The sequence below is a fragment of the Kutzneria viridogrisea DSM 43870 genome, from assembly GCF_000525635.1.
Classification (GTDB): domain Bacteria; phylum Actinomycetota; class Actinomycetes; order Mycobacteriales; family Pseudonocardiaceae; genus Kutzneria; species Kutzneria viridogrisea.
The window spans coordinates 7,554,066-7,579,665 of the sequence record NZ_CP007155.1 but is presented as its reverse complement, the minus strand read 5'-3'; the positions used below and the strand labels follow the sequence as shown (position 1 = coordinate 7,579,665).

26 protein-coding genes and 1 pseudogene are annotated in these 25,600 nt (G+C 70.2%); 19 read left to right on the top strand and 8 right to left on the bottom strand.

Translation table 11 applies throughout. The features are described 5' to 3' along the window. The first annotated feature begins 26 nt into the window (after positions 1-26). Together KALB_RS32750 and KALB_RS49985 are read left to right on the top strand one after the other, a co-directional pair. Entirely contained in the window at positions 27-524 is a 498-nt protein-coding gene (locus tag KALB_RS32750) for a helix-turn-helix domain-containing protein (protein ID WP_025359898.1), read from the top strand. Next, positions 524-652 (top strand): hypothetical protein, encoded by a 129-nt coding sequence (locus KALB_RS49985; protein ID WP_268872228.1) that lies wholly within the window; start codon positions 524-526, stop codon positions 650-652. The genes KALB_RS32750 and KALB_RS49985 overlap by 1 nt, the downstream gene beginning before the upstream one ends. Here the strand turns inward: KALB_RS49985 and KALB_RS32745 are convergent. Beyond that, entirely contained in the window at positions 649-1,902 is a 1,254-nt protein-coding gene (locus tag KALB_RS32745) for an MFS transporter (RefSeq protein ID WP_025359897.1), read from the bottom strand. The two genes, KALB_RS49985 and KALB_RS32745, sit on opposite strands and share 4 nt — an antisense overlap. Positions 1,903-1,956: 54 nt before the next feature. On the opposite strand from KALB_RS32745, the gene KALB_RS32740 reads away from it, so the two are divergent. The 5 genes from KALB_RS32740 (at position 1,957) to KALB_RS32720 (ending at position 5,120) form a co-directional block, all read left to right on the top strand. Further along, a complete protein-coding gene (locus KALB_RS32740) occupies positions 1,957-2,466 on the top strand; it encodes an ArsR/SmtB family transcription factor (protein ID WP_025359896.1) in 510 nt (169 codons plus the stop codon). 53 nt (positions 2,467-2,519) lie between these two features. Further along, positions 2,520-3,962 (top strand): GTPase HflX, encoded by a 1,443-nt coding sequence (gene hflX, locus KALB_RS32735; RefSeq protein WP_025359895.1) that lies wholly within the window; start codon positions 2,520-2,522, stop codon positions 3,960-3,962. Positions 3,963-4,030: 68 nt separating this feature from the next. After that, positions 4,031-4,321: a Sec-independent protein translocase subunit TatA gene (gene tatA, locus KALB_RS32730; protein ID WP_025359894.1), complete on the top strand. Its 291-nt coding sequence runs from the start codon at positions 4,031-4,033 to the stop codon at positions 4,319-4,321. A 104-nt stretch (positions 4,322-4,425) separates the two neighbouring features. Next, positions 4,426-4,722: a type II toxin-antitoxin system Phd/YefM family antitoxin gene (locus tag KALB_RS32725; protein ID WP_025359893.1), complete on the top strand. Its 297-nt coding sequence runs from the start codon at positions 4,426-4,428 to the stop codon at positions 4,720-4,722. Next, positions 4,719-5,120 carry a type II toxin-antitoxin system VapC family toxin gene (locus tag KALB_RS32720; protein WP_051912949.1) on the top strand — a complete coding sequence of 134 codons (402 nt, stop codon included), beginning with the start codon at positions 4,719-4,721 and terminating at the stop codon, positions 5,118-5,120. Before KALB_RS32725 ends, KALB_RS32720 begins: the two co-directional genes overlap by 4 nt. Before the next feature lie 63 nt (positions 5,121-5,183). Here KALB_RS32720 and lexA read toward each other — a convergent pair whose 3' ends face one another. Then, positions 5,184-5,861: a transcriptional repressor LexA gene (gene lexA / locus KALB_RS32715; RefSeq protein WP_042222852.1), complete on the bottom strand. Its 678-nt coding sequence runs from the start codon at positions 5,859-5,861 to the stop codon at positions 5,184-5,186. Positions 5,862-6,176: 315 nt separating this feature from the next. On the opposite strand from lexA, the gene KALB_RS49595 reads away from it, so the two are divergent. The 3 genes from KALB_RS49595 (at position 6,177) to KALB_RS32700 (ending at position 10,176) form a co-directional block, all read left to right on the top strand. Then, positions 6,177-6,626: a LysM peptidoglycan-binding domain-containing protein gene (locus KALB_RS49595; protein WP_025359890.1), complete on the top strand. Its 450-nt coding sequence runs from the start codon at positions 6,177-6,179 to the stop codon at positions 6,624-6,626. A gap of 235 nt (positions 6,627-6,861) precedes the next feature. Next, positions 6,862-7,317: a transcriptional regulator NrdR gene (nrdR, locus tag KALB_RS32705; RefSeq protein WP_025359889.1), complete on the top strand. Its 456-nt coding sequence runs from the start codon at positions 6,862-6,864 to the stop codon at positions 7,315-7,317. A gap of 90 nt (positions 7,318-7,407) precedes the next feature. Beyond that, positions 7,408-10,176 carry a vitamin B12-dependent ribonucleotide reductase gene (locus KALB_RS32700; RefSeq protein ID WP_025359888.1) on the top strand — a complete coding sequence of 923 codons (2,769 nt, stop codon included), beginning with the start codon at positions 7,408-7,410 and terminating at the stop codon, positions 10,174-10,176. A gap of 385 nt (positions 10,177-10,561) precedes the next feature. Here the strand turns inward: KALB_RS32700 and KALB_RS32695 are convergent, their stop codons facing one another. Further along, the gene (locus KALB_RS32695; protein WP_158510862.1) at positions 10,562-11,401 is read right to left on the bottom strand and encodes a phosphoribosyltransferase; all 840 of its coding nucleotides are present in this window, start codon (positions 11,399-11,401) and stop codon (positions 10,562-10,564) included. Between the two features lie 211 nt (positions 11,402-11,612). On the opposite strand from KALB_RS32695, the gene KALB_RS45960 reads away from it, so the two are divergent. Beyond that, entirely contained in the window at positions 11,613-12,473 is an 861-nt protein-coding gene (locus tag KALB_RS45960; protein WP_158510861.1) for a DNA-processing protein DprA, read from the top strand. Positions 12,474-13,392: 919 nt separating this feature from the next. Continuing rightward, on the top strand, positions 13,393-14,217 hold the full coding sequence (locus KALB_RS32690) for a S1 family peptidase (protein WP_025359886.1): 825 nt from the start codon (positions 13,393-13,395) through the stop codon (positions 14,215-14,217). Positions 14,218-14,398: 181 nt separating this feature from the next. Here KALB_RS32690 and KALB_RS32685 read toward each other — a convergent pair whose 3' ends face one another. Next, positions 14,399-15,559 (bottom strand): MFS transporter, encoded by a 1,161-nt coding sequence (locus KALB_RS32685; protein ID WP_025359885.1) that lies wholly within the window; start codon positions 15,557-15,559, stop codon positions 14,399-14,401. Positions 15,560-15,616: 57 nt separating this feature from the next. On the opposite strand from KALB_RS32685, the gene KALB_RS32680 reads away from it, so the two are divergent. After that, positions 15,617-16,570: an ArsR/SmtB family transcription factor gene (locus KALB_RS32680; protein WP_025359884.1), complete on the top strand. Its 954-nt coding sequence runs from the start codon at positions 15,617-15,619 to the stop codon at positions 16,568-16,570. A 275-nt stretch (positions 16,571-16,845) separates the two neighbouring features. On the opposite strand, the gene KALB_RS32675 is transcribed toward KALB_RS32680, so the two are convergent. Further along, the gene (locus tag KALB_RS32675; protein ID WP_025359883.1) at positions 16,846-17,217 is read right to left on the bottom strand and encodes a DUF4267 domain-containing protein; all 372 of its coding nucleotides are present in this window, start codon (positions 17,215-17,217) and stop codon (positions 16,846-16,848) included. A 27-nt stretch (positions 17,218-17,244) separates the two neighbouring features. Beyond that, a complete protein-coding gene (locus KALB_RS44485) occupies positions 17,245-18,381 on the bottom strand; it encodes an ankyrin repeat domain-containing protein (RefSeq protein ID WP_025359882.1) in 1,137 nt (378 codons plus the stop codon). 97 nt (positions 18,382-18,478) lie between these two features. On the opposite strand from KALB_RS44485, the gene KALB_RS32665 reads away from it, so the two are divergent. After that, the gene (locus KALB_RS32665; RefSeq protein ID WP_025359881.1) at positions 18,479-19,216 is read left to right on the top strand and encodes an SDR family oxidoreductase; all 738 of its coding nucleotides are present in this window, start codon (positions 18,479-18,481) and stop codon (positions 19,214-19,216) included. A 26-nt stretch (positions 19,217-19,242) separates the two neighbouring features. On the opposite strand, the gene KALB_RS32660 is transcribed toward KALB_RS32665, so the two are convergent. Beyond that, positions 19,243-20,325 (bottom strand): IS110 family RNA-guided transposase, encoded by a 1,083-nt coding sequence (locus KALB_RS32660; RefSeq protein WP_025354812.1) that lies wholly within the window; start codon positions 20,323-20,325, stop codon positions 19,243-19,245. Between the two features lie 453 nt (positions 20,326-20,778). On the opposite strand from KALB_RS32660, the gene KALB_RS47885 reads away from it, so the two are divergent. Together KALB_RS47885 and KALB_RS49590 are read left to right on the top strand one after the other, a co-directional pair. Beyond that, positions 20,779-20,952, top strand: a complete 174-nt coding sequence (locus KALB_RS47885; protein ID WP_158510860.1) for a hypothetical protein — start codon at positions 20,779-20,781, stop codon at positions 20,950-20,952. Between the two features lie 96 nt (positions 20,953-21,048). Next, positions 21,049-21,774: pseudogene (locus KALB_RS49590) on the top strand (ADP-ribosylglycohydrolase family protein); the annotation flags it as partial. Here KALB_RS49590 and KALB_RS45955 read toward each other — a convergent pair. Further along, the gene (locus KALB_RS45955) at positions 21,715-22,749 is read right to left on the bottom strand and encodes a DMT family transporter (RefSeq protein WP_236650072.1); all 1,035 of its coding nucleotides are present in this window, start codon (positions 22,747-22,749) and stop codon (positions 21,715-21,717) included. The pseudogene KALB_RS49590 and the gene KALB_RS45955 overlap by 60 nt on opposite strands. A gap of 114 nt (positions 22,750-22,863) precedes the next feature. Between KALB_RS45955 and KALB_RS32645 the strand changes: the two genes are divergently transcribed. From KALB_RS32645 to KALB_RS32635, 3 genes are all read left to right on the top strand, one after another. Next, a complete protein-coding gene (locus KALB_RS32645; RefSeq protein WP_025359878.1) occupies positions 22,864-23,727 on the top strand; it encodes a LysR family transcriptional regulator in 864 nt (287 codons plus the stop codon). Positions 23,728-23,833: 106 nt separating this feature from the next. Then, complete coding sequence (locus KALB_RS32640; RefSeq protein WP_025359877.1) at positions 23,834-25,024, top strand: macrolide family glycosyltransferase; 1,191 nt, start codon at positions 23,834-23,836, stop codon at positions 25,022-25,024. Further along, on the top strand, positions 25,024-25,500 hold the full coding sequence (locus KALB_RS32635; protein WP_025359876.1) for a GNAT family N-acetyltransferase: 477 nt from the start codon (positions 25,024-25,026) through the stop codon (positions 25,498-25,500). The genes KALB_RS32640 and KALB_RS32635 overlap by 1 nt, the downstream gene beginning before the upstream one ends. Positions 25,501-25,600 lie beyond the last annotated feature (100 nt).

The following is a 25,600-nucleotide window of genomic DNA, read 5'->3' as shown; positions in this document are numbered from 1 at the left end:
CTTCTTCGCCAGTACCGGAGGGTCCGATGACCGTTTCCCTGGAACGGCAGTCGCACACTGTCCTGCCACCCGCCGCCGACGACACCACCGCCCGGCCGCGGCTGCACGCCCTGGCCTCCCTGCTGGGCAACGCTGGCCAGGACGTACCCGCGGTACCTGCCCTGGTGGGGCCGGACGGCGTCCCCGTCGAACTGCCGGACGCCGTCTACCAGGTACTTCGCAGCGTCGTGGACGCGATGGCCCAGGGCTTGGCGATCACAGTCGCCCCGCACAACACGTTGCTGACCACCCAGGAGGCGGCGGAGGTGCTCAGCATCTCCCGGCCGACGCTGGTCAGACTGCTGGAGTCCGGCGAGATCCCGTTCGAGCACCGGGGACGGCACCGCAGGGTCCGTCTGGCCGACGTCATGGACTACCAGGAGCAGGCCCGCGCCAAGCGGCGCCAGGCGCTGCGTGAGCTGACTCAGGACGCTGAGCAAGCCGACCTCGGCGACGCGGCAGAACGGATCGTGAGGACCCGCTAGTGGCCTTTCCCGCGCTGCTGGATGCCTGTGCCCTGGTGCCCATCAGCTTGACCGACCTGCTGCTCCGCCTGGCCGACGCCAACACGTACCGGCCGCTGTTGCGCGCGACGCGCCACCTGCGCCGCTAGCGCGCACTGGTGGGCCGCGGCTGCTCGGTAGGCAGGTCGCGCAGGGTGCGTAGTGGTGAGGCCAGCACCCACAGCACGGCGAGCAGGCCACCCGCGGCGCCGACCCACAGTGCGCCACGCGCCCCGACCCACTCCGCCAGCGCGCCGCCGAGCAGGCCGCCCAGCGGCAGGGTCCCCCACACGATGAACCGGATCGAGGCGTTCATCCGGCCCAGCAGGTGGTCCGGGCAGACCCCTTGCCGGAAGCTGACCTGGGCGACGTTGTAGACCACGGCGCTGTAGCCCACGGCGCCCTCGGCCAGTGCGAAGAACACCAGCCGCCAGTCGTTGCCCGCCAGCGGCAGCAGCAACATCATCGGCGAGAACACCAGCTGCACCAGCCAGATGCTCCTGGCCTGGCCGACGCGGCGGGCCCACCAGGAGGCGTGCAGCGCGCCGAGCACCCCGCCGATCCCGCCCACGGCCAGCAGGGCACCGGCCAGGCCGGGGACGACTCCCAGCTCGCGCACCAGGAACACCATCAGCACGGCGTTGTTCACCCCGCCGAACAGGTTGGCCGTCGCGGTGCAGCCGGTGATCGCCCGCAGCACCCGGTGGTGCAGCACGAAGCGCAGGCCCTCGGCGATCTCCACGCGCATACCGCGCCGCTGCGTGCGGTCCGGCTCCGGCTCCACGGTCCTGATCCGCCACAGCGCGGCGGCCGAGGCGAAGAAGCCCAGCGCCGTGGCCAGCACCGCGTTGGCCGCGCCGACGACCTGCACCAGCCAGCCCGCGATGGCCGGACCGGTGACCTGCGCCGTGGACTGGCTGGCCTGCAACTTGGCGTTGCCGTCGGCGAGCTGGTCCCGGCTGACCAGTGCGGGCAGGTAGGACTGGTAGGCCACGTCGAAGAACACCGTGAGCACGCCCACCAGCAGGGCTGTCACCAGCAGCTGCGCCACGGTGAGCACGCCCAGCGCCCAGGCCAGCGGGATCGTCGCCAGCAGCGCGCCCCTGGCCAGGTCCGCGCGCAGCATCAGCGGCCTGCGCCGCAGCCGGTCCACCCAGACGCCCGCGGGCAGGCCGACCAGCAGGAAGCCGCAGGTCTCCGCCGCGCTGAGCGCGCCGACCTCGAACGGGGTGGCCGCCAGCAGGGTGATGGCCAGGGTCGGGATCGCGAACTGGCCGATGAACACGCCGAACTGGCTGACCGTGTCGCCCGCCCAGAGGCGGCGGAAGTCGGCGTGCGCGAGCAGGGAGGGACGTGCCATGGCGGGCAGCCTCGCCGAAGTGATTGGAAACTGTCAATCAGTTATGCTCTGGACGTGCCAGCCGCCGAACCGCTCCGGCCAGCGACCAGGGCCGAGGCCGCCGCGCTGGCCTCCGAGGTCCGGATGCGCATCATCCGGCTCACCTACGAGCGCCCGCTGACCAACCTCGAGCTGTCCCAGCGGCTGGGCCGCGACCCGGCGACCACGCTGCACCACGTGCGCAAGCTCGTGGACACGGGCTTCCTGGAGGAGTTGCCCGCACGGCGCGGCACCCGGGGCGCCCGTGAGAAGCCGTACCGGTCCACCGGGCTCTCGCTGCGGCTGGACTTCGGTGCCGACCGGGTGGCGCTCCAGGAGGCCGCGCTGGGCGCCTTCCTCGGCGAGGTCGCCGACGTGGGCGTGGCCGGGTTGCGGCAGACCCGGCTGGTGTTCCAGCTGCCCGAGGAACGCCGCGCCGAGCTGCTGGACCGCCTGCACGCCGTGCTCGACGAGTACCGGGACCTGCCCGCCGACCCCGGTGGCAGTCGGTTCGCGGTGTACCTGGCGGCCTATGACAGCGACTGACGGAGTAACTCACTGGTAAGCGGTACCCAGCACGTGGGACACTCGATGTCAAGATGACGGAAACTTACGCATTTGAGCCCGGGGACGACGGGGACGAGCTGTTGTCCACCGGCGATCTGGAACTCGCCGACCGCGCGGCGCTGCGCCGCATCGCGGGGCTGTCCACCGAACTCGACGACATCACCGAGGTCGAGTACCGCCAGCTGCGCCTGGAGCGCGTGGTGCTGGTCGGGGTCTGGACCGAGGGCAGCGCCGCTGACTCCGAGGCCTCCCTGGCCGAACTGGCCCGGCTCGCCGAGACCGCGGGCTCCCAGGTTCTGGAGGGCCTGGTGCAGCGCCGGGACCGCCCCGACCCGGCCACCTACGTCGGCTCGGGCAAGGTCCGCGAGGTGCGCGACGTGGTCGTCGCCACCGGTGCGGACACGGTGATCTGCGACGGCGAGCTGTCCTCCGGCCAGCTGCGCCAGCTGGAGGAGCGGCTCAAGGTCAAGGTGGTCGACCGGACCGCCCTGATCCTGGACATCTTCGCCCAGCACGCTCAGTCCAAGGAGGGCAAGGCGCAGGTCGAGCTGGCCCAGTTGCAGTACCTGCTGCCACGCCTGCGCGGATGGGGCAGCGCCATGTCCCGGCAGGCCGGTGGCCGGGCCGGTGGCGCCAGCGGCGGTGTGGGTCTGCGTGGACCCGGTGAGACCAAGCTGGAGACCGACCGCAGGCGTATCCACAAGCGCATCGCCAAGCTCCGCAAGGAGATCCAGGCGATGAGCGTGGTGCGCGAGACCAAGCGCGGGCGCCGCGTGGCCAACGAGGTGCCCAGCGTGGCCATCGTCGGCTACACCAACGCGGGCAAGTCCAGCCTGCTCAACGCCGTGACCGAGGCCGGGGTGCTGGTGCAGGACGCGCTGTTCGCGACCCTGGACCCGACCACCCGCAGGTCCACCACGCCGGAGGGCCTGCCGTACACGCTCACCGACACCGTGGGCTTCGTCCGGCACCTGCCGCACCAGATCGTCGAGGCCTTCCGCTCCACCCTGGAGGAGGCCGCCGACGCCGATCTGCTGCTGCACGTGGTGGACGGCTCCGACCCCAGGCCGGAGTGGCAGGTCCAGGCGGTGCGCGAGGTGCTCGGCGAGATCGGCGGCGAGTTGAACCGGCCGATGCCGCGCGAACTGGTGGTGGTCAACAAGACCGACGCCGCCGACGAGGTCGCACTGGCCAGGCTGCGCAACCTGCTGCCCGGGGCCGCGTTCGTCTCGGCCCACACCGGGTCGGGGGTCGCGGCGCTGCGCGAGCAGGTCGCCGAGCTGCTGCCCAGGCCCACGCTGGTGGTCGAGGTGCTCGTGCCGTACACCCAGGGCGCGCTGGTGGCCAGGGTGCACGCGGAGGGTGAGGTGCTCGAGGAGCGGCACACCGAGGAGGGCACCGAGCTGCGGGCCCGGGTACGCGGCGACCTGGCCGGGGCGCTGGAGCGGTTCGCGGTGAACAGCACACCCGCCTGATACCCACGGCCGCCTTGGACGGTTAGGCTGGTGCGGAGGAAGTCTCACGCGTTCGAGGAGGAACGGCTATGGGCGAGTTCAGCCCCTGGCACTGGGCGATCGTGGCTTTGGTGTTCGTCGTGCTCTTCGGCGCGCGCAAGCTGCCCGACGCCGCCCGCGGGATCGGCCAGTCGCTGCGGATCTTCAAGGCGGAGATGAAGGCCGGTCAGGGTGACTCGGCCGCACCGGCCGCCACGGCTCCGGCCAGCGCGGCGCCCGCCGCTGCCGCACCGGCCGCCGAGGTGACCGCCGCGCAGCCGCCGGTGGCGCCCGCTGCCACCACCGAGGCGAAGGTGAGCACCACTCCGCCGACCAGCTGAGTCCGGACACGACCCGTCCAGGCCCCCTCGGCCCCGCGCTGAGGGGGCCTGAGCGCTGTCCGGAGCCGGTGGGTGTGGCCACAATTTTGTGATACGTTGGGTGCATGGAGCGCCGCGAGGACTACACCGTTGGCCTGCGGGAACTGCGCCACAACACCAGTGAGGTGTTGGCCAGGGTCCGGCGCGGCGTGACGGTCGATGTCACCGAGTACGGTCGCCTGATCGCACGGATCGTGCCGGTCGAGGATCGCGCGCCGACCCCGGCGATGACGCGGCTGGTGGAGTCGGGCAAGGCGAGGCTGGCGACCCGGCCCGGATACCGGCCGCGGATGCGTCCCAGCGTCGGTCAGGACCGTCTTGGCGAAGCGCTCCGGGAGCTGCGCGAGGAAGACACCTGGTGAGCCTGTACTACGTCGACACCTCGGCCGCCCTCAAGCTGCTGGCCGAGGAGAGCCATTCCAAGGCGTTCGCCGCGTTCTACGACAGCCAGACCAGCGCGTCCTGGGTCAGTTCCTCGCTGCTGCGCGTCGAGGTGATGCGCGCCGTCTCCCGCGTGTTGCCCGCGGCGATTCCGGACGCGCGTGACCTCCTGCTCGCGTTCGACTACATCAGCATGGACGACGACGTGGTCGACGGCGCCATGAACGAGCCGGATCGAATGCTGCGCTCGCTGGACGCCATCCACCTCTCGACGGCTCGACTCCTCGGCACCGACCTGGACGCCGTGGTCACCTACGACGACCGGTTGGCCACTGCCGCCACCGACGCCGGATTCACGGTCCTCGCACCTCGCGACTGACCCGCCCAGCAACGCGAACGGGCCCGCTCCGCACAGCGCGGAGCGGGCCCGTTCGCGGTCAGGTCAGAGCCTGCGCAGCACGGCGACGACCTTGCCGAGGATCTGCGCCTCGTCGCCCAGGATCGGCTCGTACGCCTCGTTGTGCGGCATCAGCCAGACGTGCCCGTCCCGCCGCTTGAGGGTCTTCACGGTGGCCTCGCCGTCGATCATCGCGGCGACCACGTCCCCGTTGTCGGCGTCCTCCTGCTGGCGCACCGCGACGAAGTCCCCGTCGGTGATCGCGGCGTCGACCATCGAGTCGCCGACCACCTTGAGCAGGAACAGGGTGCCGTCGCCGACGATCTCCTTGGGCAGCGGGAAGACGTCCTCGAAGGTCTGCTCGGCCAGGATCGGCCCACCGGCTGCGATCCGGCCGACCAGTGGCACGTACACCGGCGCGGTGCCCGGCTGCTCCGCCACGGGCTGCGGGCCGCCCTCCGCGGTGAGCATGCCGACCGCGCGCGGCCGGTTCGCGTCCCGGTGCAGGTAGCCCTTGCGCTGCAGCATCTTCAGCTGGTGTGACACCGAGGAGGTGGAGGTCAGGCCCACCGCGTCGCCGATCTCGCGGATGCTCGGCGGGTAGCCGCGCCGCTCCACCGACTCCTGGATGACCCGCAGCACCTTGCGCTGCCTCGGGGTCAGCCTCGGGTCCTGGGCCGGGGTGTCCTCGCCGTCCCCGGCGAAGACCTCCAGTTCCACCACGGGACCCTCGTCGCCATCGGTGTTCACGCCCGACCCGGTAAGCGGGCCCTCGGCGCCTTTGCGTGCCACTACGCAGCCTCCCTCGTCACCCCGACCTCCCGGCGGGGCAGCACTGATGCCGACCTCGTCGCGGGCTGTTCGCCCCCGCGGACAGACGGTCAGCGATCTTCACGGTCCACGGTAGACGGGAGCCGCGCTCAGATCAAACACCTGTTCGAAGGACACGCCGCAAATCCTCGATTTCGGCGTGACCCTGTGGTACACATTCGCACGGACGTTCGATAGAACGCATGTTCGATCCTCGCGGGAGGCGTCATGGCGACCCAGGAGCTGCTGGTCAAGCCCACTGCACAGGGCGCGCGCCCCGGTCCCCGGGTGCTCCGCCGCGGCGGTGAGGAGCTGCGCAGGCCGCCTGGTCGTCCCCGTCCCGTGCTCGCCCCCGGCGCCGCCGCCTCCTCGTCCTGCCGGGTCAGGCCGCGCCACGCCGGGCTGCAACTGGTGCTCATCGGCCTGCTGACCTTCCTGGTGTGCGTGGGCTTCGGGCTGCTCGCCGAGGTCTCCAGCCAGTCGGCGCCGGTGCCCGAGGCCACGACCGTCGTCCAGGTCCGCGCGGACGAGACCCTGTGGGGCCTGGCCCAGCGCGTGGTGCCCGGCAGCCCCGCCGGTGAGGTCGTCGACCGGATCATGCGGCTCAACCACCTCGACGGGGATGCCGTGCACCCCGGCCAGCCGCTGGTCGTGCCGGACGCGGGTGTCACCCGCTAGGGCGAGGTTTGTCCGTTCACTCGGTTGTCGTAGTGCCCCGTGCCGCACCATCGGGTCACACCCTCGGCGTGTCGCGCCCGCCCAGTTTGCGTCCAGCCGTCCTGAGACATACGGTCTACCCCTACATCTAGTGGTTACATCGCTGTAGTTAGTCCACAGGTTGGGGTCATCCTCCTTCCCGGCTGACTGCCGCGCAGCCGCTGGTCCAGCACCTGGGGAAGGGGTGACTCACGCCGTGCGCTGTCCGTTCTGCCGTCACTCGGACTCCCGTGTGGTGGACTCGCGCGAGGTCGACGAGGGCCAGGCCATCCGGCGCCGCCGGTCCTGCGCGCAGTGCAGCCGCCGGTTCACCACCGTCGAGGAGGCGGTGCTGGCCGTGGTCAAGCGGTCCGGGGTCACCGAGCCGTTCAGCCGGGACAAGGTCGTCACCGGGGTGCGGCGCGCCTGCCAGGGCCGCCCGGTGGACGAGGACGCCCTGCAGCAGTTGGCCCAGCGGGTGGAGGAGTCGATCCGGTCCACCGGCTGCGCGGAGATCCCCAGCCACGAGGTGGGGCTGGCCATCCTCGGTCCCCTCAGGGATCTCGACGGCGTGGCCTACCTGCGCTTCGCCAGCGTGTACCGCTCCTTCTCCTCGGTGGAGGACTTCGAGAAGGAGATCGCGGAACTGCGGCGCGCGGAGAAAAGCGAGTAGATGCCCACAGGCAGGTTTCGACGGCGGGTCAGCGGACTCGCCGTTCGCAGGCGTAGCACGAGCACGAGCACTAGCGGAGAGGTAACGGTCATGACGAAGGCCGTCGGCAACAAGGGGCTGCGGGTGCAGCGGGTCCACACCACCGAGGGCGTGCACCCCTACGACGAGGTGACCTGGGAGCACCGCGACGTCGTCATGACCAACTGGCGTGACGGCTCGATCAACTTCGAGCAGCGGGGCGTCGAGTTCCCCGACTTCTGGTCGGTCAACGCGACCAACATCGTGACCAGCAAGTACTTCCGCGGCGCGGTCGGCTCCGACGCGCGCGAGCGCAGCCTGCGCCAGCTCATCGACCGGGTGGTCTCCAGCTACGTCAAGGCCGGTGTCGAGCACAAGTACTTCGCCGACGACAAGGCCGCCGAGGTCTTCGAGCACGAGCTGACCTGGATGCTGCTGCACCAGGTGTTCAGCTTCAACTCCCCGGTGTGGTTCAACGTGGGCACCGCCTCCCCGCAGCAGGTCAGCGCCTGCTTCATCCTCGCGGTGGACGACACCATGGAGTCGATCCTCAACTGGTACCGCGAGGAGGGGCTGATCTTCAAGGGCGGCTCCGGGGCCGGCCTGAACCTGTCCCGCATCCGCTCCAGCAAGGAGCTGCTCTCCTCCGGCGGCACCGCCTCCGGCCCGGTCTCCTTCATGCGCGGTGCCGACGCCTCCGCGGGCACCATCAAGTCCGGCGGCGCCACCCGGCGCGCGGCCAAGATGGTCGTGCTGGACGTGGACCACCCCGACGTCGAGGAGTTCATCGAGACCAAGGCGCGCGAGGAGGACAAGGTCCGCGCGCTGCGCGACGCCGGTTTCGACATGGACCTGGGCGGGCGCGACATCGTGTCCGTGCAGTACCAGAACGCGAACAACTCGGTGCGCGTCTCCGACGAGTTCATGCGCGCCGTGGAGAACGAGGGCCAGTTCGGCCTGCGCTCGCGGCAGACCGGTGAGGTCATCGAGTCCGTCGACGCCAAGGCGCTGTTCGGCAAGCTGGCCAAGGCCGCGTGGGAGTGCGCCGACCCGGGCATCCAGTACGACGGCATCATCAACGACTGGCACACCTGCCCCGAATCGGGCCGGATCACCGCCTCCAACCCGTGCAGCGAGTACATGCACCTGGACAACTCCAGCTGCAACCTGGCCTCGCTGAACCTGCTGAAGTTCCTGCGCCCCGACGGCACCTTCGACGCCCCGCTGTTCGTCAAGGCCGTCGAGCTGGTCATCACCGCGATGGACATCTCGATCTGCTTCGCCGACTTCCCGACCGAGCCGATCGCCGACACCACGCGCAAGTTCCGCCAGCTGGGCATCGGCTACGCCAACCTGGGCGCCCTGCTGATGGCCACCGGCCACGCCTACGACTCCGAGGGCGGCCGGGCACTGGCTGCGGCCATCACCTCGCTGATGACCGGCACCGCCTACCGCCGCTCCGCCGAACTGGCCGGTGTGGTCGGCGCCTACGAGGGCTACGCCCGCAACGCCGACGCGCACCAGCGGGTCATGCGCAAGCACGCCGCGGCCAACGACCTGGTCCGCACCTACGGCAGCGACGACCGGGCCGTGCAGAAGCTGGCCACCGAGCAGTGGCAGAGCGGCCTGCAGATCGGTGCCCGCAACGGCTGGCGCAACGCGCAGGCCAGTGTGCTCGCACCCACCGGCACCATCGGCCTGATGATGGACTGCGACACCACCGGCATCGAGCCCGACCTGGCGCTGGTCAAGTTCAAGAAGCTGGTCGGCGGCGGCTCCATGCAGATCGTCAACCAGACGGTGCCGCGTGCGCTGAAGTCCCTGGGCTACCAGCAGGAGCAGGTCGAGGCGATCGTCGAGTTCATCGGCGAGCACGGCCACGTGGTGGACGCGCCCGGACTGCGCCCCGAGCACTACGAGGTCTTCGACTGCGCCATGGGCGAGCGTTCCATCGCGCCGATGGGCCACGTGCGCATGATGGCCGCGGTGCAGCCGTTCATCTCCGGCGCGATCTCCAAGACGGTGAACATGCCGGAGGCGGCCACCGTGGAGGACGTGCAGGAGATCTACTTCCAGGGCTGGAAGCTGGGCCTCAAGGCGCTGGCGATCTACCGCGACAACTGCAAGGTCGGCCAGCCGCTGTCCGCGGGCAAGGGCGCCAGCAAGGGTGCCGAGGTCGAGGCCAAGACCGAGCCGGTCGTGGAGTACCGGCCGGTGCGCAAGCGCCTGCCCAAGAAGCGCCCGAGCCAGACCGTGTCGTTCACCGTGGGTGGCGCCGAGGGCTACCTGCACGCCGGGTCCTACCCCGACGACGGCCTCGGCGAGATCTTCATCAAGCTGGGCAAGCAGGGCTCGACCCTGGCCGGGGTGATGGACGCCTTCTCGATGTCGATCTCCGTGGGCCTGCAGTACGGCATCCCGCTGGAGTTCTACGTCTCGAAGTTCCAGAACCAGCGCTTCGAGCCCGCCGGCATGACCGACGACCCGGACGTGCGCATCGCCACCAGCGTCGTGGACTACCTGTTCCGCAGGCTCGCGCTGGACTACCTGCCCTACGACAAGCGCGCCGAGCTGGGCATCTTCACCGCCGACGAGCGCACCGCCCAGGTCTCCGCCGACTACGGCACCTCCGGTGACGTGGACATCGTCGCCATGCAGACCACCGTGGAGGCCGCCGACAAGCCCGCCCCGGCCGTGGCGCACAGCTCCACCGAGCTGATCGAACTCCAGCTGGGCAAGGCCGCCGACGCGCCGCTGTGCATGACCTGCGGCACCAAGATGCGGCCCGCCGGGTCCTGCTACGTCTGCGAGGGCTGCGGCAGCACCTCCGGTTGCAGCTGAAGCTGGCCATATTGCACTGAACGTAAAATAGGATCGGTTTGGATAGGTTTTGGTGAGAGGTTTGGAGGTGTAGGTGGTTCCCTAGGCTCGCCTTTGCGAGCCTAGGGAACCACCGGCAAAACGTCCCGACTGTCGACATGACATTCGAGATGGAAAAGTCTCCGGAGGTAAGCGTGCCATCAGGGACTGGGCTGCCTATATTCAGGCCATAAGGAATGGTGCACGCAAGGAAATGAGTGCACTGTGCCGGTACGAACCAGCTGGTCGAGTTGGGTGTCGGTGGGCTTGCCGGCCCCCAACTCGGCGTTCACGATCGCATCGCGCGGAGTTTGTTGTGCCTGCGTCAACTCCGTCGCTCGCTGGCGTCGCGGGTTGTGGTCGTCGACTATCGCCGGAAGTTCCGGGCGGCGACCAGTCCGAGGATTGTTGCTGCTCCTGCTTGCCTTGCTGCGGTCGCCACGCCAGCCAAGGTGAATCCGGTGTGGCAGATATCGTCCACGATCAGCACGGTTTTGTCGCTGAGATCTTCGGTGATCCTGAACTCGTGAAGGAGTTGCTCACGCTCCCACCGGGTCATGTCCTTGGTCGGCTTTCTGGACTTGTTGCGGACGTGCACATCGGTGAGCTGGATGCCGAGGTCCCGGTGCAGTGCATGGCCGATGCGGACACTTGCACTGGCCTGGGTGTTGCCGGCGTGGCCGGGTACCGGAAGAATTCGGTCGGCTGACGAGAGCCAGGGATGCGTGACTATAACGTCAGTCAGTGAGTCGAGTAGTGTGCGCTCGGCGTGGTCGAGTTCTGCGAGACTGCGTTTCTGATAGCCCTTTATTGTGCGGACGATGTCTGCGGTGGCAGTGTACTCCAAGGCGTTCGGGGCCGAGTCGGACAATCTGCTGTAGAAGTCCAGGGCGATGGCTCCGTCAACCCTACTCCGCTCCTGGATCTTGAGCGTAAGAACTCGCTTCAACATCTTGAGGAAGTCGGTCAGTTCGGAATGTGGAGTGAAGTCCAGTTTGACGCGATTCGTCCAGTGCGGTTGGTGGCGTGGCAGCAGTGCCGCCCTCGTCGCTCGGGGCCACGCCCTGAGCACGTGGGTTTCGATCTCTGGTGCTCCTCTAAGCAGAAGGTGCCATACACCGGCCGAAGACTTGGCATATTCCCAGTCCTCAAGGTAGTTGGCTCGAGGGTCTGGGGTGTAGCAGGTTGGTGTCGACGAGCCTAGCAAGCAACGACTCCTTGTGGGGTGGTCTCGCGAACGTCGCATGTGGCACTTGCGTCGAGTACGGTGGGCGAGTGGTCTCGTTACCTCCGTGATCACACCATCTCACACATGTCTAGTGTGGTGGTAGGTTTCGGCTGATTCCTCTACGATCCATGCGCTCGAGCCCGTGACCTCTGGATGGATGCCCATGACTACCAGTGAGCCAGGAGACGGCTTGACGGCCAGTCAGCGGGAGCTGTGGATTGCACTGCTTGCATCGCGTGCGGCTGGTGGTCCTCGTCGGGCGGTCAAACACCTGTTGCAGGCGGGACGCGCTCACTTGCTGACACTCATAGCCGAGCTATCCGAGGTCGAACGCTCCGATGCCCATAACACCGCTGTGCGGCTGCATGACGCTGGCGTCCAGGCGTTGCTGTGTGATGATCCTCGATATCCTGACAGGCTGCGGTGTTTCGCGGGCTCTCCGCCTGTGCTGTTCTGTCGCGGCAATGTCGATCTCCTGAAGGGCTCGGCCGTCGGGGTGTGTGGAGCGAGGGACGCGAGTACTGAGGCGATTCGCGCCGCGCGAGCTTGTGGACAGGATGCAGCGCGGCTGGGTGTCACTGTGGTGTCGGGATACGCCAAAGGGGTTGACACGGAAAGTCACCTTGCTGCACTAAACGCGTCGGGAAGCACCATCGCTGTGCTTGCTGAAGGTATCGACCACTTTCGTGTCAAGACATCCTATCGAGGGCTGCCCGAAGCAGCTCTTGGGCGGATGCTTGTCATATCCCAGTTTCCGCCGGGTCAGCGTTGGACCGCTGGCGCCGCGATGACGCGCAACCATGTCATCGTTGGACTTGCGCACGCTCTTGTCGTCGTTGAGGCACGAGAATCCGGTGGGACTCTAAAAGCGGGCGAGCTTGCGCTCAAAGAAAAGCGTCGCCTGTTGGTGCTGGCTGGCTCGGTCGAGGTTTCACAAGGTAACAAGCAGTTGCTCACAGCGGGTGCGCGCAGGATCGGAAATCGTGCCGAACTTGTCGATGCATTTGGTCGACTGGACACGGAGCAGCCTCAGCAGCTTCGTCTTGGCTGAGCGGCCTGTTAGGGCTGCGGCAGCACTTTCGGCTGTAGCTGATTCTGCCCCAGGCGCGGGATGCCGGCACCCCATTCAGCGTTCCAGATCGCGTGGCGCAGGGTTCGTTGTGCGTGCACCCTACGTCAGGTTGAGCCGGTGCTACGAGCAGCAGTCGAGCGCGGTGGGCTGCAAGTTGTGGGCACGGGTCCGCGCCCAACACGGATGACCTGGCGACTCTGGTCGGGTCCCGCTGGCAGTTACCGACCGTCTCCCTGGTGTTCAGCCAACTCGGCGCGTTGAACGCGCCGCATGATGGTCCGTTCCGCACCCACGCCACAGTCGCACGCACGACCCGGGGCGGGCGCGCAGCATAGTTAGCGTCCTCGGTGGCACCTCGCGGAGCTGGTCGATCTCTGATGGTACGCAGCCCGGTGACACCACGAGGAATAGCGCACTTGAGGAATAAGCACCCTGTGCCAGTATCTTGAGCATCGGTTGAAGGTGGATTAGCTGTTCAGGTGGGGTGCGGGCACCCCACCTGTGGTCTTGGCCGGATTCACTGTTGCGGCTGCCTTACCGTCTGCTCGGCATCCTCGTCGCAGTCGCGGTATCCGTGATCCGGTGCACAGCCATATCGCCCTGCGGGATGAGGCGGGCCGCCGGTCGTCGTGCACGGGTTCGCTTCGACCACGGCTGGTGACTTGGCGCAGCCACCCGACCGTCCCCTCGTGATCAGCGAGCTCGGCAGGCCGCGCGACCGTGCGAGGAACAGCGTACCCCAGAAAGTGAGGGGTACTGGCCGTCCGAGGACCGGGAGGGTTTTCCCCACCTCGCACAGGCCTGCTGCCCGGATGGGGCAGCGGGGCTTGAACACGCAGGCTGAACGCGTCCAGTTTTCCGCTTTACCCGCGTTCACACCCGATTGAAGGGAACCTCCGTGTTCAGCTCGAAGTCCGTGCACCGCCGTGCGGCGGGAGTCGCCGCCGTGGCCCTGGCCAGCGCGGTGTGCGCCACCACGTTGACGGCTGGCAGCGCCGAAGCGATCGTCAACGGGAAGGATTCCACGCAGCGCTACTCGTTCATGGCATCGATCGCGGAAACGGTGGTGGGCAACGGGGAACACGGCGTCTGCGGGGCCTCGCTGATCGATCCGCAGTGGGTGCTGACGGCGGCCCACTGCGTCAACCCGGACCTGGTGAAGCCGGACGGCACCGTCCGCATCGGCAGCGAGCGGCGGACCTCCGGGGGAACGGTCCGTGCCATCGCGCAGATAGTGACCCACCCGGGCTACGTGCAGACCAGGACCAAGGCGCCCAACCAGAACGACCTCGCACTGATCCGCCTGGACCGCCCGGTCGGCGAGCAGCCCATCCGCATCGCGGAACGGCCCGGCAGGCCCGGCACCCCGACCCGACTCCTGGGGTTCGGCACCGTCGTCGACACGCCCGAGATCCCGAAGGCGGTGTTCGCCAACCGGCTCCAGGAACTCGAGGCCCGCAGGGGGTCCGAGGCCGAGTGCGCGCCCGGCTTCGCGGGGCCGACCCGACTGTGCACGGTCAGCCGGGTGCCGGACGCCATGGCGTGCTTCGGGGACTCCGGCGGACCGCAGATCCGGCGGGGCAGGGGCGGGCGGTGGGAGCTCGTCGGGACCACCTCGGGCCCCGGCAACTCGCGTCCGACCTGCGTGGGCGGGCCGGGGCTCTACAGCAGCGTGCCCGCCTACGCGGGCTGGATCCGGCAGACGATCGGCAGGAACGGCTGACCCGGGCCCCTGGCCCAGTTCGATTCGCCGTGGCTCCCGTGTCATGAAGGTGCCGTTCGCGGCGTTGAGTGCCATGACGGCACTTTCATGGCATGGGTCCCGGCTTGGTGAGCCTGTTCAGGCCCGCCGCCCAGCGCCATGAAGGTGCCGTTCGCGGCGTTCAACGCCATGAACGGCACCTTCATGGCATGGCGCCAAGCCCGGGCGCCAACGCCACCGTGACGGCGAGGGAGGCGAGGGCCAGGAGGGACATGGCGATCGCGGGGGTCGTGTGCTGGGCGAGGGTGCCGGCGAGCACGGCGCTGACGCCCTGCATCGTGAGCATGCCCGCGGAGTGCAGGCCGAGCGCGTGCCCACTGAGCTCGGGCGGGGTCAGCGCCATCAAACGGTGTTGCAGCAACAGGGTTGAGCAGTAGCCGATCGAGGCGAGCACGATCGCGGCGGCGGCCACGGGCAGCGGCGGGGCGAGGGCGAGGGCGAGGTAGGGCACGGCGAGCAGCAGGCGCAGCGGGGCGCCGAGCCGGTCGAGCCAGCGCTGGGGCAGGAACCGGCCGACGGCGGTGTCGCCGACCAGCATGCCGAGTGCCGCGAGCGCGAAGAGCAGCCCAGCGGCCTCCGGTGCGTAGGGGACGAACAGGGATTCGCAGCCGACGATCAACCCGTTGGGCAGCCACAGCGCGAGGTAGGTGTACCGACGTGGCACCGAGGACCAGAGGCGGGCGTTGCTGCGCCAGGTCTCACCGATCGAGGGGCGGCCCGCGGCGCGTGCCGGCCGGCGGCTCAGGCCGAGGCGGGCGAGCAGGGCGGCGGCGAGGTACAGGGCGGCGCCCGCCAACAGGGTGCCGCGCGGGGACAGGGCGGCGACGAGCACCCCGCCGATCGCGAAGCCGGTGATCTGCATGATCCCGACCGACATGTTCAGCACGGAGCGGCCCAGCAGGTAGCCCTCGTCGGGCAGGATCTCGGTCAGCAGCCCGTAGCGCACCCCGCTGCCCAGCGAGGCCAGCACACCCAGGCCAAGGATCAGCACGAACACGGTCCACAGCGGCAGTCCTGGTACGGCCTGTGCCGCCGTGCCGAGCGCGAAGGCCAGGGCGAGGCCGGTCAGCACGGCGCGGGGCGGCAGCCGGTCGGCGGCCGACAGCAGCACGGTCGCGCCGACCACCTGGGCCAGCGAGGGGCCGAACATGCTCAGCGCGGACAGCAGTGGTGAGCCGGTCTCGGTGTAGATCGCCGTGCCCAGGGCGAGCCCGGCGACGGTGGCGGCCGCGATCTGCGCGGAGGAGGTCAGGAACAGCGGCATGAACTCCGGGGTGGCGAACAGTTCGCGGTACGTGCGCATGGCGGGAGTCTCACCAGCCGCATGGCCGGGGGTTAGTCTTTCGCAGGGGGGCGAAACGTGGGCTGGTGGCAGGTCAACGCGGACACGCTGGCGGGCAGCCGGTTCGTGGTCTCCCCGTTGGCCGAGGCCACCGCGAGCCTGATCACCCTGGCGCGGGCCACCGCGGCGCACCCCGGCGAGCGCGCCTGGCTGGACGCCCACCTGCCCGCGTACCGGGAACTGCTGGCCGCCGACCCGATCACCGCTTCGCTGGTGCGGGCCGGGTTGCGGCGTCGGTGGATCGCGGACTTCTTCACGCCGACGCCGACCGGTGAGCCCGCGGAGTTCGAGCGGGAGCTGGCCGGGATTCGTTCCACGCCAGCGGAAATCGCCCGCGAGAACCTGGGCCCTGCGCTGACGCCCGAGCTGGACAGGACGGACCTGGCGCAGCGGACCGCGGACCTGCTGGAGTGGGTGTGGACGCGTGCGGTGCTGCCCGAGTGGCCCCGGCGCAGACGCGTCATCGAGGCGGATGTCGTTGCGCGGACGGGCAAACTGGGCCAGGGCGGGTGGGCGGCTGTGCTCGGTGACCTGCGCCAGGGCATGCGCTGGCTGGGGTCGAATCGCTTGCAGGTCAACGTGTACGACTACCCGCCGCGGGAGGTCGACGGCGCCCAGCTGTTCTTCGTGCCGGTGACCCCGCGACAGGGCTGGGTCTGCTGGGACGCGCACAACCGCTCGGCCGTGGTCTACCCGTGCTCCGGGGTGCTGGCCGAGCCACCGCCACCGGTCCCGGACACGCTGGGCAGGCTGCTCGGAGCGGCGCGGGCCGGGGTGCTTGTGCTGCTGGACACGCCCAAGAGCACGACCCAGCTCGTGGCGCTGACCGGGCAGGGCCTTGGCTCGGTGGGGCGCCACCTCAAGGTGCTGCTGGACGCCCGCCTGGTGTGCCGGCAGCGCGCGGGCCGTTCGGTGCTCTACCGCCGCACGCTCGAGGGCGAGGCCTTGGTGGCGGCCCAGTTCCGCGAGTGAGTCCCTTGACAGCGGCCCTGGCCGCGTAGTTCGTGCGGGCCGAGGTGGAGTTGGCCGCGCCGCCCCTGACACTGTCCGCGGACTTCAGCGACCAGTCCTAGCGGCTCGCCTCGGAACCTTGACCGTGTCTGGCCGGCGACCACCCAGCCGCGCCCGCCGACGCGGGCCGTGTCATGAAAGTGCCGTTCAGGACGCTGGATGTCCCAAACGGCACTTTCATGACACCGCGGCCTCGGCCCGGACCGGATACCAGGTCAACGATGCGCGACGCGCCACTAGCTCAGCAGCAGGCCGACCGAGACCACGGCCATGGCGCCCGCGGTGCCGCCGTGCAGGCCGTAGGCGAACCGGCGCTTGCCGCCGTGCCACAGCACGACCAGCGCGTCGACCACGGCGATCAGCGCGGCGGCCAGCACGAACCAGCCGAGCACCTGGAGCTGGCCGGTGGCCAGGATGACCAGCAGGGCCAGGCCGCACACGATGTCGCGCACGCCCTTGAGGTTGAGCCAGGCCATCACCGGGCCGGTGGGCAGGGAGCGCAGACCGAGGCCGCGGGCGCTGCCCTCGGGCGCGAGCAGGTAGCGGGCGCCGAGCACGATGATGCCCATGCCGAGCACCACTGCCAGTGCGATGGCCACGTAGGTCACGGGTCCTCCAACTGGACGGGGGAGCGGCTAGCGTCGCAGCTGGCGCGTCAGATCCTCGTGCAGATCGCGGTGGGCGGCGGCCCGTTCCGGTCCGTTGCGGTCGGCGAGGTAGCTGGCGGCGTCGCGCACGATGGCCAGCTCGTCGGAGCTGACGGTGAGCACGCCCTCGGCGCGGGACAGCCGTTGCACCAGGTCAGCCACGTCGTCGGCGGGCCAGGAGAACAGGTTCTCGAACCACACGTCGCCCCGGTCCTCGCCCGCGGACCGCACGGTGCTGGCCCACTCGGCGAACAACTCGGCGCTGCCGCGTACCACGTAGGCGGTGGGGAACACCGACATCACGGCCGGTTCGGCGGTCTCGGTGTCGGCGGGGAACAGGGTGCGCATCCGGTACGAGGCGTGCTGGCGCAGGCTGCCCAGCGGCTCGGCCACGATCCGCCCGTCGGGCAGCGCCAGCGAGGGCTTGGCCCCGTGCGCGAGCAGCACGGCGACCACGTCGGAGGCCCCGCGCTCGGCGGCCCGCATCAGCGCGGTGCGGCCCGTCGGGTCGGTGGCCTCCGGGTCGGCCCCGTGCGCGAGCAGGGCGTCCACGGCGGCCGGGTCGTCGCGGATCGCGGCCAGGGTCAGCACCGGGACCCCGTCCGCGCGCCGGTCGTCGGGGCTGCCGCCGTGCCGCAGCAGCACCCGCAGCACGGCGGGCACCGCGCGCTGCTCCACCGCCTGCACCACGGCGGACTCCTCGCCGTCGAGCACGGGCATGCCCGCTTCGAGCAGGGTCTCCAGGTGGGCCAGGGTGCTGGTGTGCGGGTCCTCGGACGCCGCGCGCACGGCTCCCCGCAACAGGCTGTCCTTGCCGCCGCTGTCCAGCGGGGGCACGCCGCGCGCGAGTAACTCCTTGGCCACGGGCACGTGCCGCCGCTCCAGGGCCACCTTCATCGGGGTGCGCCCCGAGTCGGTCTGGATGGTGGGCGAGGCCCCGGCGTCCAGCAGCAGCCGCACGACCTCGACCTGGCCGTGCGCCGCCGCGGTCACCAGCAGCGGATCGGTGTAACCGAACGCGGTCGGAACGGTGCCGTTGGGATCGACACCCTGGTCCAGGGCGGTGCGCAGCGTGTCGAGGTCGCCGACGGTGGCAGCACGGATCAGAACTGGCCAGCGTTCCATGAGCGGATCGTAGAGACCGTGCCTGCACAGTCCAAGAGGCGACCGCGTGTCACAGTGCGGCAGGCTGTCTCGTCCACGCTGTGTGACGAAGAACCAGATGCTCGTGACCGGTGGTACCGGCACGCTCGGCCGCCAGATCGTGGACCGCCTGCTCGACCGGGGACAGCCGGTGCGGGTGCTCAGCCGCACCGCGAGGCAGGGCCGCGTGCCCTCGGTGGCGGTGGACCTGCGCACCGGGGCCGGGCTGGACGCCGCCCTGGACGGGGTGGGCACTGTCGTGCACTGCGCCAGCGGGATGGGCAAGTCCGACGTCGACGCCGCGCGCAACCTCGTGCGGGCCGCCCGCGCCGCCGGTTCCCCGCACGTGGTCTACATCTCCATCGTCGGCATCGACCGCGTGCCGCTGGGCTACTACAAGGCCAAGCTCGCCACCGAGCGTGTGCTCGCCGAGTCCGGGCTGCCGCTGACGATCCTGCGTACGACTCAGTTCCACGACCTGCTTGGCACCGTGTTCGGCGCGCTGGCCAAGTCGCCCGTGGTGCCCGCGTTCAGCGCCGTGCGCTTCCAGCCGATCGACTCCGGCGAGGTCGCCGAGCGCATGACCGAGCTCGCGCTGGGTGAGCCGAAGGGCCGGGTCGCCGACATGGGTGGCCCGCGGGTGCTGTCGCTGCGCGAGGCGCTGGACGCCTACCTGCGGGCCACCGGCCGTCGTCGGCTCGTGCTGCCCGTGCCGCTGCCCGGTGCGCTGGGCCGTGCGCTGCGCGAGGGCGGCAACCTCACCCCGGACAACGCGGTGGGGACCGGCACGTTCGAGCAGTACCTGGCGCGGGTGTGATGGCGTGAAGGATGCTCCTATAGAAGTCAAGTGGTGGTTGCGAGGTGGGTCATGTCTGTGGTCAGGGCGTGGAAGACCTCGCGGGTGACGTAGCGTTTGAGGCACCGGATGATGTGCCGTTTGGGCAGGCCCTCGGCGGTGCGTCGGGCGAGGTAGGCGCGGGTGCGGGGGCAGTGGCGCAGGCGGACGATGACCACGCGGTAGAGCGCGGCGTTGGCTTGGCGGTCACCGCCCCGGTTGAGGCGGTGACGGTCGCGGCGGCCGCTGCTGGCCGGGATGGGGGCGGTGCCGCACAGGTGGGCGAAGGCGGCGTCGGTGGTGATGCGGTGGGGGTTGTCCCCGGCGGTGATCAGCAGTTGTGCCGCGGTGTCGGGGCCGACTCCGGGCAGGGCGGTGGTGCGGGGCAGGACCCGGTCGAGCACGGCGGTGAGTTCGGCCTTGGCCTGGTCGATCTCGGTGGTCAGCCGGTGGATCCGGTGAGCCAGGCGGCGCAGCGCGGTCTTGGTGGCCGCGGTGGGGCAGGTCAGGTCGTGGGTGGGGCGGAGCCGGGCGCAGGTGGTGATCAGTGCCCGCCGGGGCAGGCCGGTCAGGTGTTCGCGCAGCGTGGTGGGGGCGGTGACGATCAGGCTGTCGAGCTGGTTGAGCGCGGCGGTGCGGGCTTTGACCGCGCTGGTGAGCACGGTGCGCAGGACGGCGGTGCTGGTGGCGGGGCCGGTGCTGGTTTTGGGGGTGGTGGTGGCCCTGCCGGACTGGACCGCGTGGGCGGCGTTGATCGCGTCCTGGGTATCGGTCTTGCCCTTGCGGCGGCGGGTGTGCCGGTCGGGCTGGTTGACCTCGATCACCTGGATGCCGTGGTCGGTGAGGTGGCTGGTGAGCCCGGTGCCGTAGGAATGGGTGCCTTCCACCCCGACCGCTTCCAGGGTGCCGAAGCCGGTCAGCCAGCGTGTCAGGGCGGTGTAGCCGGTGTGGGTGGCGGGGAAGGTCTGGGTGCCCAGGAGTTGGCCCAGGGCGTTGAGCGCGGCGGCGGTGTGGGTGTCTTTGTGGGTGTCGACTCCGCCGGTCACCAGGTCTGTGTGGCTGGTGTCGACGGGGGTGTGCTGGTCGGTCATTCTGGTCTCTGCCATCCCTGTGTGGGGTTCGGGGTGGCACGCACCGGGCCGGTGGGGTGGACGGCACAGTGATGGGTGTCCTGCTGGCACAGGCTCCTATCAGGTCACATCCCCTGGTCTGGTGACGTGCGTGGAGGGCGAGCACGGGGGTCGGCGGATCCCTCACAAGACAGCCCACCCCCGCAGGGGGCCGGCGTCAGTGGCTTTCCGGGACAGACTCCCCACGCTCGCCATCCACACACATCATCACTGTGGCTTTCACTGCACTGGACGCAGTGAAAGCCACCTTCACGGCGGTTGGGGGGCGAAATAAATCGGGTGCGCGGGCCGCGACCGCGCTGCTAGCGTCAGCGCCATGATCCTCTGATCCGCTTCGTGCGCCGCGTCCCCCGCCATCGGCCGGGCGACGCCTGTTCATCTCACCAGCGCGTCTCGAAAAACGGAGGAATTCGCATGCCCGTGACCTTTGAACCGGTAGAGCCGGACCACACCGAGTCGGTTGTGCCCAACCGGCGGGAACGACGCAACTCCGGCAAGCAGGCCAGGACGGCGACCTCGTTCGCCGCGCACGGCCGCTCCGGAGCCGTCGTCAGCCACCGCCAGTACGCCAACCGGCGCCGCGGCTGACAAGCCGCGCGGACCGAGGGGTCGAGCCGTTACTCCGACGGCTCCCCCTCGGTGCCGGTATGCTCCGAACCCATAGACACCACACGACTTGACCTGATGTACCGCTCGCTCGACGGCCTGTCCGCAGGCGATTGTCTCGGCGCCCAGTTCTTCGTACCGGGGCGCTCGGTGCCCGACCTGATCGCGGGCATCCCACCCGAGCCGGTCTGGGAGTGGACCGACGACACCGAGATGGCCTGCGGCCTGGTGGCACACCTGCGCGATCGCGGGCAGGTGGACCAGGACGCGCTGGCCGCCGAGTTCGCCGAACGCTGCGAGCCCTACCGGGGCTACGGCGCGGGCGCCGTGGTCACCCTGCGCCGCATCCGGCAGGGCGAGCCGTGGGCCACCGTGTCCGCGGAAGCCTTTGGCGGCACGGGTTCCTGTGGCAACGGCGCCGCGATGCGGGTGGCCCCGCTCGGCGCGTTCTTCGCCGGTGACCCGGTGCGGGCCGCCGAGCAGGCCGCGCTGTCGGCACAGGTGACGCACCTGCACCCCGAGGGCGTGGCCGGTGCTGTCGCCGTGGCGGTGGCTGCCGCCCTGCTCGCGGTCGAATCCCTTGCCCCGCAAGAACTCCTGGACGCCGTGGCCCGTGCCTTGGACGCGGGCCAGACGCGCCGCGGCATCGAGCGCGCCCGCGAACTCGTTGGCAGCACAGCGGAAGAGGCCGCCCACGAGTTGGGCAACGGGTCGCGGGTCATCGCGCAGGACACCGTGCCGTTCTCACTGTGGGCCGCCGCCACGCACCTGACCGACTTCCGCGCCGGGATCACCGCCTGCGTACGTGTTGGCGGGGACGTCGACACCACCGGCGCCATCGTCGGCGGGCTGCTCGGCGCGCACGGCCCGGTGCCCGCCGACTGGCTGGCCGCCCGCGAGCCGCTGCCCGCCTGGGCCGCGCGTGAGCACCACCCCGCCGACGACTAGCACCGCACCGGCCAGGGTGTTCCAGGACAGCGGTTCGCCCAGCAGCAGCCAGCCGAACGCGGTGGACCACACCGGGGTCAGGTAGGTCACGGTCGAGGCCACCGTGGACCCGGCGACGCGGATCACCCGGAAGTTCACGACGTAGGCGACACCCGTGCTGACCGCGCCCAGTACCAGCAGGCCGGTCATCGCGGGAAGGCCCGGCCAACTCGGCGCACCTGCGGTCACCGGCGCGATCAGTCCCAGTTGGACGGTCGCGCTGGTGATCTGCATCGCCGACAGCACCGAGGCCGACTCGGGACGTCCCGAGAAGAACCTCTTGGTGTAGGCGAAACCCGCGCCGTAGCAGGCGGTCGAACCCAGGCAGGCCAACGTGCCGTCGAGCACGCCCGACTCGACCCCCTGCCACACGCCGAGCACGACCAGCACGCCGACGAAGCCCAGGCCGAGACCGAGCAGCCGCCGGGGAGTCGGCCGCTCGCTGCGCACCAGCGCCAGCGCGAAGACCAGCGTGGCCAGCGGGGTGACGGCGTTCCACACCCCGGCCAGCACCGAGCTGATCCGCGTCTCCCCGTAGGCGACCAGCATGAACGGCACCGAGTTGAGCAGCAGCGCGATCACCGCGGCGTGCCCCCAGGCGCGCGGGTCGCGGGGCAGCCGCGCGCCCTGGACCGCGCAGATCAGCCAGAGCGTCAGCATGCCGAACAGGCAGCGCCACAGCGCCACCCACGGCGGCGCGACACCGGCGTCCACCGCGATCTTGATCAGCGCGAAGCTGCTGCCCCAGATCGCCGACAGCGCCACAAAACCGGGAACCCAACTCCGTCGCACCACTCCACCCTCCCCGTCACCGGCCGGGAAGTCCGGCGGGATTCGGCCACGAGGCTGCCTGATCGGGCATCATGAGTCCAACAAGTGAGTTATGACGACCCATGAGAGTTGTTCATGAGCCTGAACCCGTCCCAACTGCGCGCGTTCCTCGCGGTGCTCGACTCGGGCGGCTTCGGCGCGGGCGCGGACAGCATCGGCGTGAGCCAGTCGGCGGTCTCGCACTCCGTGGCCGCACTGGAACGCGTGCTGGGCCACCCGGTCCTGGTGCGTGGCGGCACACCGCGGCCCACGGCGTTCGGCGCCGCGCTGGTCGAGCACGCCCGCGCCGCGGTGTCCGCCATGGCCGCGATCACCGACCTGGCCGCGCAGCACAGCGGGCAGCCCACCGGCGTGGTCCGGCTCGGCGCCCCGCCCAGCGTCTGCCAGGGCCTGTTGCCGGACCTGTTGGAGCGCTGGCGGCTTGCCTTGCCCCGCGTGGAGGTGCGGGTGTTCGAGGGTGAGGACGACGAGGTCTCGGACTGGCTGGCCGGGGGCTCGCTGGAGGCCGCCGTGCTGGTGGACCCGAAGCGGACCGGCGGGGTGCTGGTGGGCGCGGACAGCTTCCAGGCGCTGCTGCGCGCCGACCACCCGCTGGCCGAGGTCGCCGAGCTGGGGCTGGCCGAACTGGCCGACGACCCGTTCCTGCTCTCGGTCGGCGGCTGCGAGCGGCACATCCGGCGCGTCCACCGCCGTGCCAAGGTCGAGTTCGCGCCCACCCACCGGGTCCGCGAGCTGGGCACGCTGCTGGCCATGGTGCGGTCCGGGGTCGGGGTGTCCGTGGTACCGGGGCTGGTGGCCGCCATGCTGGAACCGGGCCTGGTGCTGGTGCCGCTGCGCGAGGGCGTGTCGCGGCGCCTGGTGTTCACCGGCCCGGCCGACCGCGCCTGGCACCCCGCCGTGACGGCCATGGCGGCGGAAATCGGCTCGCCCGGCGAGTGAGCCGCTGCTAGCGTTGTCCCCATGTACGGCGCATTCCTGCAGTTCTACCACTGAGTCCCGCGCGGACCTCAGTTCACCGAACCCTTCTTCACGCAGGAGTTTCGCCATGCCAGAAAAAAGCTTGCACGTCGCGTTCATGGCCGTGCCCGCGCACGGCCACGTCAACCCCGGCCTCGGCCTGGTCACCGAACTGGCCGCCCGCGGCCACCGGGTGACCTACGCCATCAACGAGGAGTTCGCCCCGCAGGTCCGCGCGGCGGGCGCCGAGCCGGTGCTCTACACCTCCACCTTCCCCAGCTTCGACAAGCCCGAGGCCGACGTGCCCGAGGAACCCGCAGCGGGCATGACGATGTTCCTCGACGAGTTCGAGGCCGTGCTGCCCCAGGTCGAGGCCGCCTACGAGGCCGACCGGCCGGATGTCCTTGTCTACGACATCGGGGCGTGGCAGGCACCGGTGCTCGCCGAGCGCTGGGGTATCCCGGCGATCCAGCTCTCCGGCACCTACGTCGGCTACGAGGGCGTCGAGGAGGACCTGGGCTGGACCGAGGAGATGCGCACCGACCCGGCGATGGTCGCCTTCACCGAGCGGTTCGCCGCGTACGTGGCGAGCCTGGACGTCTCGCTGACGGTGGAGGACCTCCAGGCCAAGCCCCGTCGCTGCATCGTCACGATCCCGAAGTCGTTCCAGCTCAGGGGAGAGCGGGTCGCCGACAGCTACACCTTCGTCGGCCCGATGCTCACCGAGCGGAGCACCCAGGGCGACTGGCAGGCCCCGGACGAGCGTCCGGTGCTGCTGATCACCCTGGGGTCGGCCTACACCAACCAGCCGGAGTTCTTCCGGATGTGCCTGGAGGCGTTCGCCGACAACGGGTGGCACGTGGTGATGTCGGTTGGCCGCTTCGTCGACCCGGCCTTGCTGGGTGAGGTGCCCTCGAACTTCGATGTGCGCCAATGGGTTCCGCAGGCGCTGATCCTGCGCACGGCGCGCGCGTTCATCACGCACGCCGGCATGGGCGGCACCATGGAGGGCTTGGCCAACGGGGTGCCGCTGATCGCCGTGCCGCAGGCCACCGACCAGCTGATCAACGGTCCGCGCATCGCCGAGCTCGGGCTGGGCGCGCACATCCCGCGCGAGGAGGTCACCGTGCGAGGGCTGCGCGAGGCCCTGCACGCGGTGACCACCGACCCGGCCATCGCCGCCAACCTGGCCGCGATGCGCGCCGAGATCGCCTCCGCCGGTGGCGTGACCGCCGCGGCCGACCTCGTCGAGTCCGAAGTGGAGGAGTGGAAGGTCTGATGGCGCAACGGGTCCGGCTGGCCCAGGCATGCGAGCTCGCGGGTCTTGCCGAGGTGGAGCAGGCGGCGGACGCTCTGTTCGCCGAGTTCGGCATCGTCTTCCCGCCGGGGGCTGTGGTGGCGGAGGTGACCGATCCGAGCGAGGTGCTCGTGGTCGATGAGCCGCCGATCGGCTTCGCCTACACCGGACCCGTCGACCAGGCACTGCACCTGCACCAGCTCGCGGTGCACCCGGCCCATGGCCGACGTGGTGCTGGTTCGGCCCTGCTGTCCGCTGTCGTCCAGGCGGCGGGCGGCAGGGCCGTCACGCTGACGACCTTCCGCGACATCCCGTGGAACGGCCCGTGGTACGCCGAGCGGGGCTTCGTTGAGCTCGCGCCGGAGCAGTGGGGCCCGGAGCTGACCCGTCTCGTCGCCGGCGAAACCGCCCAGGGCATCGCCGAACTGGGCCCCCGCCTGGTCATGACCCACCCCTGACCCCCGCTCTGGTGCGCGCGAGTCCCGCCCACCGGTGCGCGAGTCCCGCCCGCCTGACCGGGACTCGCATGCAGCTGGGCGGGACTCGCATGCGGCTCAG